This is a genomic window from Collimonas sp. (assembly GCF_035566555.1).
Taxonomy (GTDB): domain Bacteria; phylum Pseudomonadota; class Gammaproteobacteria; order Burkholderiales; family Burkholderiaceae_D; genus Collimonas.
In genome coordinates, this window is sequence record NZ_DATMRB010000112.1 from 20,703 (window position 1) to 30,248 (window position 9,546).

Genomic DNA, 9,546 nt, shown 5'->3' on the forward strand with positions numbered 1-9,546 from the left:
ATTTGACTGCTGCATCGATGCTATTAACTAATTCAAGATCTTGGCGCATTTTCTCAGACCGCAAAGCCGAAGCCTGGCGCCTCATGTGCCGGCATGACTGTGACGGCGACATCCATGGTTTGCTGGCCGCCGCCGATCAGGACGCCGCGCAAGGGCGAGACATCCAGAAAATCACGCCCCCAGCCCAAGGTGATATGGCTGGTGTCCGGAAAAATGCCATTGGTCGGATCGGCATCGATCCAGTTACTGGCTTGCCCATCGATGCCAGGACAGTACACCGACACCCAGGCATGCGAAGCATCGGCTCCGATCAGGCGCGGCTGTCCCGGCGGCGGCTCGGTCAGCAGGTAACCGCTGACATAACGCGCCGCCAGCCCCAGGGAACGCAGGCAAGACAGCATGAAATGCGCAAAATCCTGGCACACCCCGCGCCGCGTAGCAAACACATCCGTCACCGGTGTCGACACCGTGGTCGCCAGCGGATCGAAAGTAAATTCGCGGAAAATCCGCGTCATCAAAGCCTGGATTCCGTCCAGCAAAGACAAGCCCGGCGTAAACGATTCCATCGCATACGCCAGGAACTCGCGCTTGATCCGCACATGCGCCGATTCAAACAGATAACGCGTCGCCTCCAGGTCATCCGGCAGCAAGAACTGCCCAGCCTGATAAGACAGCTTGCTGCGCGCCAGCTCCCACGGCGGTGTCGGCGGCGACAACTGCCGCTGCGTCAAGGTCACCCACGAATCGGCAACAGCGCGCAGATCGGTATGATCGCTCTCCAGCGAAAACGACTGCATCGGATTGCCGAAACTGTCCAGCAGCAAACGCAGATTCTGCGGCTCCGGCGTAATCGCAATGCCGTGCGATGTGCAAGTCTGCCACGGCAGCGAACGCGGCGTCAGGCGCAGCATTTGATGCGACAGGCGCACCGGCTGCGAGTAGGCATAATGCGTATCGTGACGGATGTGGTAAACGTATTCGCTCATCAAGACACCCCCTGGCTGACCGGCGCATTCAGCGGCGTGAAGAAATGCCGCGCCAGCTCATCCGACAAGGCAAAAGCGCCAGTGATCGCCTCACGCATCAGTTGCACCAGGCGCGCATGCGCGTCGGCCACGAACAGCGAGTCGTGACTCAGATCCTCCAGTTCGAATTCGCGCAGCAAAGCCGACAGGTGCGCCGGCGTATCCATGCTGAGCGTTCCCAGCTGCTCTGCAATATCGCTCAGATAACGCTCCAGCATCTGAAACTGGAATGCGATGCCGTGCGGATTACTGACATCGAACACCAGCAGATGCAAGACCGGCAGCCATTCTGGAGCACGGCGGTAGCGCACGCGGTATGTCACCACGCTGTTGGCCGATTCCAGCAGCCACGGCAGGATTTTAATCTGCGCAGCCGGCGGTAGCCGCAAAAACTGTCCGAACAAGGTCGCCAGATGCGTCATGCGTTCTATGTGCCGTCCCAGCATCAGGAAATGCCAGCCCTCGTCGCGCGTGGTGTCGTCCAGCGCATGGCCGGCCAGGCCGACGCAAGCCTGGATCACGTTGTTGAGCATGTTCAAGGCCAGCGCCGGCGTCATGCCGGCCGCGCCGCCGCTGTCCGCTACCAGGCTCGGCATGCGATTGATGGCATGCCAGTTGTCCAGCGACAGATGTTCGCGCACCTGGTAGCCGCAATGATGCAGATGACGCAGATTGGCGGCGATGCTGGTGGCGGCGGCGGCGGGATCCACTATCGCCGCGATCAGCGCCGGCTGCAAGGCGTTGACGGTTGGCCGCCCGCTCGCCGCCGCTGCCGGCAAGGCAATCCCGAGGCCGCGGCAGATCTCGCACAGCTGGTAAAAATTTTCGCGCGCGTCGCCCTGAAGATCGGTACTGCGCTGCAGGGTGGCGCGCAGCAGATGCGACAGGTTGTCGCAGCGCTCGGCGTAGCGGCCCATCCAGAACAGGTTTTCCCCGGCGTGCGAAGAGATGTCGACAGTGCTGCGGATGGTATCCAGCGAGGTGTGCAAGGCGCGCTGCCGGCCGTCCTGGCTTTCAGCGGCTGCATTCGATGCCGCAGCCCCATCGGCTGCTTCCGTGCGCATCTGCCCCAGCACCCAGACATCCTTGCTGGCGCCGCCCTGCTGCATCGAGACGATATCCTTGCGCTGGCGCGGCGCCACCCGCGTCAGGCCGCCCGGCATGACGTGATAGCTGCCGTCGGCCGCCGCCACCACGAACACGCGCAGGCTGACGGCGCGGCTCATCAGGCGATACTCGCCGCTGCGCGACAAGACCGGCGCCTGCGACAAGCGCACCCATTCCTGCGCCACATAGGCGTGCGGCTGCGCCAGCAGGCTCTCGATCACGCGCTGGCGCGACTGCGCATTCAGACTGTGACCATAGACCGGCTGCATACGCATCGAGGGGAAGGCCGGCATGATCACCAGCTGTTCCAGATTGGCCAGGGTGTATTCCAGCGCCGGCTTTTCACCGCACCACCAGGACGCCACGGCCGGTAGAGCCAGCGGCTGGCCCAGCAGGCGCTGGCAGATGGCCGGCAGAAAGCCGTGCAAGGCGCCCGATTCCAGCACGCCGCTGCCGAGCGAATTGGCGATCAGCACGTTACCCAGGCGCGCTGCCTGCACCAGGCCAGGAATGCCGAGCGCGGAATCGGCGCGCAGTTCAAGCGGATCGCAATAGTCGTCGTCCAGCCGGCGCAAGATTGCATGCACCCGGCGCAGGCCGCTCAGGGTCTTCAGGTAGACCATGTCGCCGCGCACCATCAGGTCGGCTCCTTCCACCAGCGGGAAGCCTAGCGTATGCGCCAGGAAAGCATGCTCCGAATAGGTTTCGTTATATGGTCCCGGCGTCAGCAGCACCACCAGCGGCGGCTCGCCGCCGGCCGGCGCCAGCTCGCTCAGGCTGTTGTGCAGGGTATGGAAAAATTTCAGCAGCGACTGCACATGCATGTCGCGCACCATGTCCGGCATCGCGCGCGACATGATCTGACGGTTTTGCAAGGCGTAGCCGGCGCCGGAGGGGCCTTGGGTGCGGTCCGAAATGACCCACCAGTGGCCGTCCGGAGAACGCGCCAGGTCGATCGCATACAGATGCAGGTGGATGCCGCCCGGCGGTTCGATGCCGCGGCAGGGCCAGAGATAGCCATGCTGGCCAAACACCAGCGCCGGCGGCAGCAAGCCTTCCGAGAGCAGCGTTTGCGGCCCGTAGAGATCGGCCAGCACCGCGTTCAGCAGCTTCGCGCGTTGGGTGACTGCAGCAGACAAAGTCTGCCATTCTTCGGCGGAAATAATCTGCGGCAACAGATCCAGTTCCCAGGGCCGGTTGGCGCCCTGCGGATCGGCATACACATTGTAGGTCACGCCATCGGCGGCGATGGCTTCGCGCACTTCGCGCGCACGGCGCCGCAGCACCTCCGGCGACAGATCTTCCAGCTGGTCGATCAGGGTCCGCCAGTGCGGCCGCAGGCGGCCGCCCGCCTCAAGCATTTCGTCGTAACGATCGGCCTCAGCAGGATAACTTTCGAGTAAACGCCGGTACATGGTTGATCGCTTGCGTCACTGGTAATGGTTAAAGACAACCTGCTGCAGCGCAGGAAAAACCGGCGGGCAACTTTATGCAAGTTGCCCTACAGCTTTTCCGGCCGCCAGACGGCGAGGTTGGTCAGAAGTGACGTAAGTCTAACGTAAATGGGAACTCGACGGACGCTATCGGCTGCTTTACCTGCATCGTTCCCGGCGTGTGGTTAAGACGGAAATAACGTCCCAGGCGGCGGCTTTCCGCCTCGAACGCATTGACCGGGAAAGTATCGTAGCTGCGCCCGCCCGGATGCACCACGTGATACTGGCAACCGCCCAGGCTGCGGCCGTTCCAGGTATCGACCAGGTCGAAGGTCAGCGGCGAATCGATGCCGATGGTCGGATGCAGGGCCGACGGCGGCTGCCAGGCGCGGTAACGGATACCGCTGACGAATTCGCCGACGCGGCCGGTCGGCTGCAGCGGCACCGCGACGCCGTTGCAGGTGAGGACGTAGCGATCCGGCGCCATGCCGCTCACCTTGACCTGTACCCGCTCCAGCGAGGAATCGACGTAGCGGGCGTTGCCGCCGGAGCGGCTTTCCTCGCCCAGCACATGCCACGGCTCCAGCGCCGTGCGCAGTTCGAGCGCGATGCCGTTGACCGCATAGTCGCCGATTTTCGGGAAACGGAACTCGAAATGCGACGCGAACCATTCCGGCTTGAAGGCATAGCCGGCCTGCTGCAGGTCTTCGATGACATCGCAGAAATCCTGCCAGATGAAGTGCGGCAACAGGAAGCGGTCATGCAGCTCGGTGCCCCAGCGCACCAGCCGCGGCGGCTGGTAAGGCGTTTTCCAGAAGCGCGCCACCAGCGCCCGCAGCAGCAATTGCTGGGTCAGGCTCATGCGCGCATGCGGCGGCATTTCGAAGGCACGCAATTCCAGCAGGCCGAGACGGCCGGTGCTGCTGTCCGGCGAATACAGCTTATCGATGCAGAATTCCGCCCGGTGCGTGTTGCCGGTGACGTCGATCAGCAGATTGCGCAGCAGCCGGTCGACCAGCCATGGCGCGCAGCTGTCCTGGGCCAGCTGCTTTTCCATTTCTGCAAAAGCCAGTTCCAGCTCCACCACCGAATCGTTGCGCGCTTCATCCACCCGCGGCGCTTGCGAGGTGGGGCCGATGAACATGCCCGAGAACAGGTAGGACAGCGCCGGATGGTTGTTCCAGTAGCTGATCAGGCTGCGCAGCAGATCGGGGCGGCGCAGGAACGGCGAATCGCTGGTCGTCGCCCCGCCCAGCACCAGGTGGTTGCCGCCGCCGGTGCCGGAATGGTGACCGTCGAGCATGAATTTCTCGGTGGTCAGGCGGGTCTCGCGCGCCACTTCATAGAGATAGCTGGTATTGGCCACCAGCTCGCTCCAGCTATGCATCGGCTGGACATTGACTTCGATCACGCCCGGATCCGGCGTCACGCTGAATTTCTTCAGACGCGGATCGTTAGGCGGCTCGTAGCCTTCCAGCAGCATCGGCTGCTGCAGGGTTTCGGCGGTGGCTTCGATCGCGGCCACCAGTTCCAGGTAATCTTCCAGGCGCGCCAATGGCGGCATGAACAGGTACAGCACGCCGTTGCGCACTTCGGCGCACAAGGCTGTGCGCGTGATCTTGTCAGCCGACTCCAAGGGCGCCGGGATGCTGGTGAGCTTGGCCGCGTTATTCGGATCGCTGCTGAACGCCGCGCTGTATTTCGGCGCATCGCTTGCCGCCGCCGCATTCTTGGCGCCATTGCTCGGCGCCAGCTTGTCGCGCTGCTGCTGTGCCGGCGGCAGCGGCTGGAACTGCTGGGTCGGATCGGGCTGGTGCACATAGGGATAGTCGCCGGCCTTGACCCATGGCTGCGAATCCAGCGGCAGCCGATAGCCGAGCGGCGAATCGCCGGGCAGCAGATAGCAATGGTCGCCGCGCAGATACCAGTTGCCGCTCTTCCAGCTGCGTTCGTCGGCGCTGCGCGCCAACGGCAAGACATAGCCGGCGACCTTGCGCAGTCCTTGCGAAAATACCCGCGCCAGGCGCGACCGCTCCTGCTTGTCGTCCAGCCGCGAATCGGAAGGATCGACGTTGATCGCCAGGCGCCGTTCGCGCCACAGGTAATAGTAGATGTCCTCATAGGCGGCGAAAACGTTCTGCCGCTCCAGCGTCAGGCGTGCAGCGACGCTGTGCAGGAAGCGTTCGGCGACGCCCTCTTCAGTCGCCTGTTTTTTGGTTTCATCGGCGATCAGCTCCGGCGTGTTCCAGATCGGTTCGCCGTCGCGGCGCCAGTAACAGTTCAGCGCCCAGCGCGGCAGCTGTTCGCCCGGATACCATTTGCCCTGGCCGAAATGCGGCAAGCCTTGCGCCGCATATTGCTGGCGCAGGCGGTGATACAGCTGTGCCGCCAGCGGTTTCTTGCCGGGTCCCATGGCGGCGGTGTTCCATTCGTCGCCCTCGGGATCATCGAGCGCCACGAAGGTCGGCTCGCCGCCCATGGTCAGGCGCACGTCCAGTGCATCGAGGTCGTCGTCGATGGCATGGCCGAGTTCCTCGATCTGCTCCCATTGCTGTTCGCTGTAAGGTTTGGTGACGCGCGGCGATTCCCAGATGCGGGTGACGCTCATGGCGTGGCCGAATTCCACTTCGCTCGGTTCCACCATGCCGCTCACCGGCGCCGCCGATGACGGTTCCGGCGTGCACGACAACGGGATGTGCCCTTCGCCGGCCAGCAAGCCGGAAGTCGGATCGAGGCCGATCCAGCCGGCGCCCGGCAGATACACTTCGCACCAGGCATGCAGGTCAGTGAAATCGACCTCGGTCCCGGAGGGGCCGTCCAGCGCTTTCTGGTCCGCCGTCAGCTGGATCAGGTAGCCGGACACGAAGCGCGCCGCCAAGCCCAGGTGGCGCAGGATCTGCACCAGCAGCCAGGAGGAATCGCGACAGGAACCGGAACCGAGGTCCAGCGTCTGTTCCGGCGTCTGCACCCCCGGCTCCATGCGGATGGTGTAGCTGATCAGCTGCGCCAGGCTCTGATTCAGGTTGACCAGGAAGTCTTCGGTACGGATCTTTTCGCGCGGCACCGTATCCAGGAATTTTTGCAGCTGCGGCGACACCGGCAATTTCTTGCGATACGGCTCCAGTTCGTTGAGCAGTTCAGCAGCATAGGAAAACGGTACTTTCTCGGCATACGGTTCGAGAAAGAAATCGAAGGGATTGAGCACCGACATTTCCGCCACCAGGTCGACCTCGATCTGGAACTCGGTGGTCTTTTCCGGAAACACCAGTCGCGCCAGGTAATTGGCCTGTGGATCCTGCTGCCAGTTGATGAAGTGCGGCTGCGGCAGTATCCGCAACGAGTAGCTCAGGATCCGGGTACGGCAATGCGGCGCCGGCCGCAGGCGGATGATCTGCGGGCCGAGGCTGATGGCCTTGTCGTAGCGGTAGGTAGTGAGATGGTTGAGTGCAACGTGAATTGACATGGATATCCTTTGCGACAATCAACAATCAGTAAATCGGCCAGCGCGAAACCTTGCTGCCGGATATTCAACGAACAAGCAAAAACCCCCTGCATTCCACTAATGCTGATGGCTGTGGATGAAATCGCGCAGGCGCGGATAAATTTCATTGTCCCAGCGGCGACCGTTGAAGACGCCATAATGTCCTACCCCGGTCTGTACATGGTGCGACTTCATGTATGGCCGGATGCCGCTGCACATATCCTGCGCCGCCACCGTCTGCCCTACCGCGCAGATATCGTCCTTCTCCCCCTCCACCGTGAACAGCGCGGTGCGGCGGATCGCTGCCGGTTCTATGGTACGCCCTAATGCCTGCATTGCGCCAAGCGGCAGAGCATGATCCTGGAACACGCTTTGCACGGTTTCCAGGTAGAACTCCGCCGCCAGGTCGGACATGGCGAAATACTCGGCATAGAAAGTCTTGATGGTATTGGCTTTTTCATCCTCCCCTTCGACCAGGTAGTTATACAGATTCTGAAAGGCCTTCAGGTGCCGCTCCAGGTTCATGTTCATGAAGGCCGTCAGCTGCAGAAAGCCGGGATAGACCTGGCGCTGGCTGCCGACGTAGCGGCCGGGAACGGTGCTCACCAGGTTTTTCTCGAACCAGGCAATAGGCTTGCTTTTCGCCAACTCGTTGACCGCGGTCGGATTGATGCGGGTATCGATCGGGCCGGCCATCAGGGTCATGCTGGCCGGTTGCGCCGGGTGGCGCTCGGCCGCCATCAGCGAGACCGCCACCAGCGCCGCCACGGTCGGCTGGCAGACTGCCACCAGATGCGTGCCGGGACCGATTTTTTCGATAAAGCGGATCAGGTGGGCGACATACTCATCGAAGCCGAAGCGGCCGTCGTCGAGAGCGACATCGCGCGCATTGTGCCAGTCGGTGATATAGACGTCGTGATCGCGCAACAGGGTGCTGACTGTGCCGCGCAGCAAAGTGGCAAAGTGTCCCGACATCGGCGCCACCAGCAGTATCCGCGGCTGCGGCACCTTGCTTTCCTTACGGAAACGCAAGAGGGTACAGAATGGGGTCTGGTCTGCCACCTCTTCCTGCACCGAAACTGTGCGACCGCCGTCTTCCACGCTGTTTATCCCGAATGCTGGGCGTTTATGCGTCAACTGGGTGCACGAAAACACTTCGCAGGCTGCCGCCAGCTTGCGCAGGGCCAGGCTTTCGGGCCAGCCCGGCCATCTGGCGCCGAACATTGGTGCGGCAGCGCCTGCCCAGATACGCATGGGATCGCTGAGGTCCGCATAGCCCTGATATGCCTGGTAAATTTTCGTCATGGGACTACCCTATTATTGGAATGCCGGCTTTCCCTTCAGGTGCAATAACCATGCCCAAACTCTGGCACGGCGCTTGCTCGGATGTTTATCAACGAACATCAACAAACGGTTTGCCAATCCAATCCCTTTCGACTTCTACGGAAGAATATTGCCATGCCTAAGACCACCTTGAGCATCACCAGCAAGAACTATTCGTCATGGTCCTTGCGCGGCTGGCTGCTGACCCGATTTTCCGGCCTGGAATTCCAGGAAAACATCATCTCGCCGGACGATCCCGACGCCCGCGCGGAAATCCTGCTGCTGTCGTCGTCGATCCTGGTGCCTTGCCTGTACCACGGCAATATCGTGGTGTGGGATACGCTGGCGATCGGCGAATACCTGCACGAGATCCGCCCCAAGGCCGGCCTGCTGCCGGCCGACCGCGCCGCCCGCGCCCATTGCCGTTCGATCTGCGGCGAAATGCATTCCGGCTTCAGCGCCCTGCGCTCGGCGCTGCCGATGAACATCAAGGCGCGCTTTCCCGACTTCAAGGTATGGTCGCGCGCCGAGGCCGACATCAAGCGTATCACCACCATATGGAAGCAATGCCTGGCGACCTACGGCGGCCCGTTCCTGTTCGGCGAGCGCTCGATGGCCGACGCCATGTATGCGCCGGTGGCGACCCGCTTCCTGACCTATGACGTCAAGCTCGATTCCGTCTGCGGCGCTTACTGCAAGCGCATCATCGCCATGCCTGAAATGCAGGAATGGATCAAGGCGGCCAAGCTGGAACCGGAAGATATCAATGAACTGGATGTGGAATTCTGACCTGGTCTTGCTGAATCATGAGAGGAGTGTCCGATGGATACCGGTAAAGAAATGTACTCGACGAATCTGTTTTCCCATGTCTGCGAAGGCGACACCGAATTCCAGTCCGGCGGCCTGCGCGACTTTTTCCTGTACCGCGATCTCGGCATCGCCGCCGCCACCGGCGGCAAGGTGGTGGCGCACCTGGTGAAGGCCAACATGGCGCCGGAAGTCGGCACCGGCTGGCACCGCCACGAAGCCGATTTCCATATCGTCTACATGCTCAAGGGCTGGGCCCGCTTCATGTACGAAGATCAGGAAACCCTGGTCAAGGCCGGCGACTGCGTGCACCAGCGCCCCGGCATTGTGCATTTTTTATTCGACTACTCGGAAGACATGGAGTATCTTG

General features: G+C 62.1%; 6 protein-coding genes. 2 read left to right on the forward strand and 4 right to left on the reverse strand.

The annotated features are described in order from the left end of the window. Positions 1-53 precede the first annotated feature (53 nt). The 4 genes from VNZ65_RS14605 to VNZ65_RS14620 form a co-directional block, all read right to left on the reverse strand. A complete protein-coding gene (locus VNZ65_RS14605) occupies positions 54-986 on the reverse strand; it encodes a transglutaminase family protein (protein WP_325670207.1) in 933 nt (310 codons plus the stop codon). Continuing rightward, complete coding sequence (locus VNZ65_RS14610) at positions 986-3,547, reverse strand: circularly permuted type 2 ATP-grasp protein (RefSeq protein WP_325670209.1); 2,562 nt, start codon at positions 3,545-3,547, stop codon at positions 986-988. Before VNZ65_RS14610 ends, VNZ65_RS14605 begins: the two co-directional genes overlap by 1 nt. 121 nt (positions 3,548-3,668) lie before the next feature. Then, positions 3,669-7,028, reverse strand: coding sequence for a transglutaminase family protein (locus tag VNZ65_RS14615; RefSeq protein ID WP_325670211.1), 3,360 nt, complete (start codon positions 7,026-7,028; stop codon positions 3,669-3,671). Between the two features lie 96 nt (positions 7,029-7,124). Continuing rightward, the gene (locus VNZ65_RS14620) at positions 7,125-8,351 is read right to left on the reverse strand and encodes a polyhydroxyalkanoate depolymerase (protein WP_325670213.1); all 1,227 of its coding nucleotides are present in this window, start codon (positions 8,349-8,351) and stop codon (positions 7,125-7,127) included. Between the two features lie 153 nt (positions 8,352-8,504). Here VNZ65_RS14620 and VNZ65_RS14625 point away from each other — a divergent pair, with 153 nt between their 5' ends. Both VNZ65_RS14625 and VNZ65_RS14630 read left to right on the forward strand, forming a co-directional pair. Then, positions 8,505-9,158: a glutathione S-transferase family protein gene (locus VNZ65_RS14625; protein ID WP_325670215.1), complete on the forward strand. Its 654-nt coding sequence runs from the start codon at positions 8,505-8,507 to the stop codon at positions 9,156-9,158. Between the two features lie 33 nt (positions 9,159-9,191). After that, on the forward strand, positions 9,192-9,546 hold a 355-nt coding region (locus tag VNZ65_RS14630), incomplete at its 3' end, for a cupin domain-containing protein (protein WP_325670217.1).

Excerpts from the sequence above, each read along its gene's own strand:
- VNZ65_RS14620 (WP_325670213.1), bottom strand. The coding sequence starts at position 8,351 with ATGACGAAAATTTACCAGGCATATCAGGGCTATGCGGACCTCAGCGAT.
- VNZ65_RS14610 (WP_325670209.1), bottom strand. The coding sequence starts at position 3,547 with ATGTACCGGCGTTTACTCGAAAGTTATCCTGCTGAGGCCGATCGTTAC.
- VNZ65_RS14615 (WP_325670211.1), bottom strand. The coding sequence starts at position 7,028 with ATGTCAATTCACGTTGCACTCAACCATCTCACTACCTACCGCTACGAC.
- VNZ65_RS14605 (WP_325670207.1), bottom strand. The coding sequence starts at position 986 with ATGAGCGAATACGTTTACCACATCCGTCACGATACGCATTATGCCTAC.
- VNZ65_RS14625 (WP_325670215.1), top strand. The coding sequence starts at position 8,505 with ATGCCTAAGACCACCTTGAGCATCACCAGCAAGAACTATTCGTCATGG.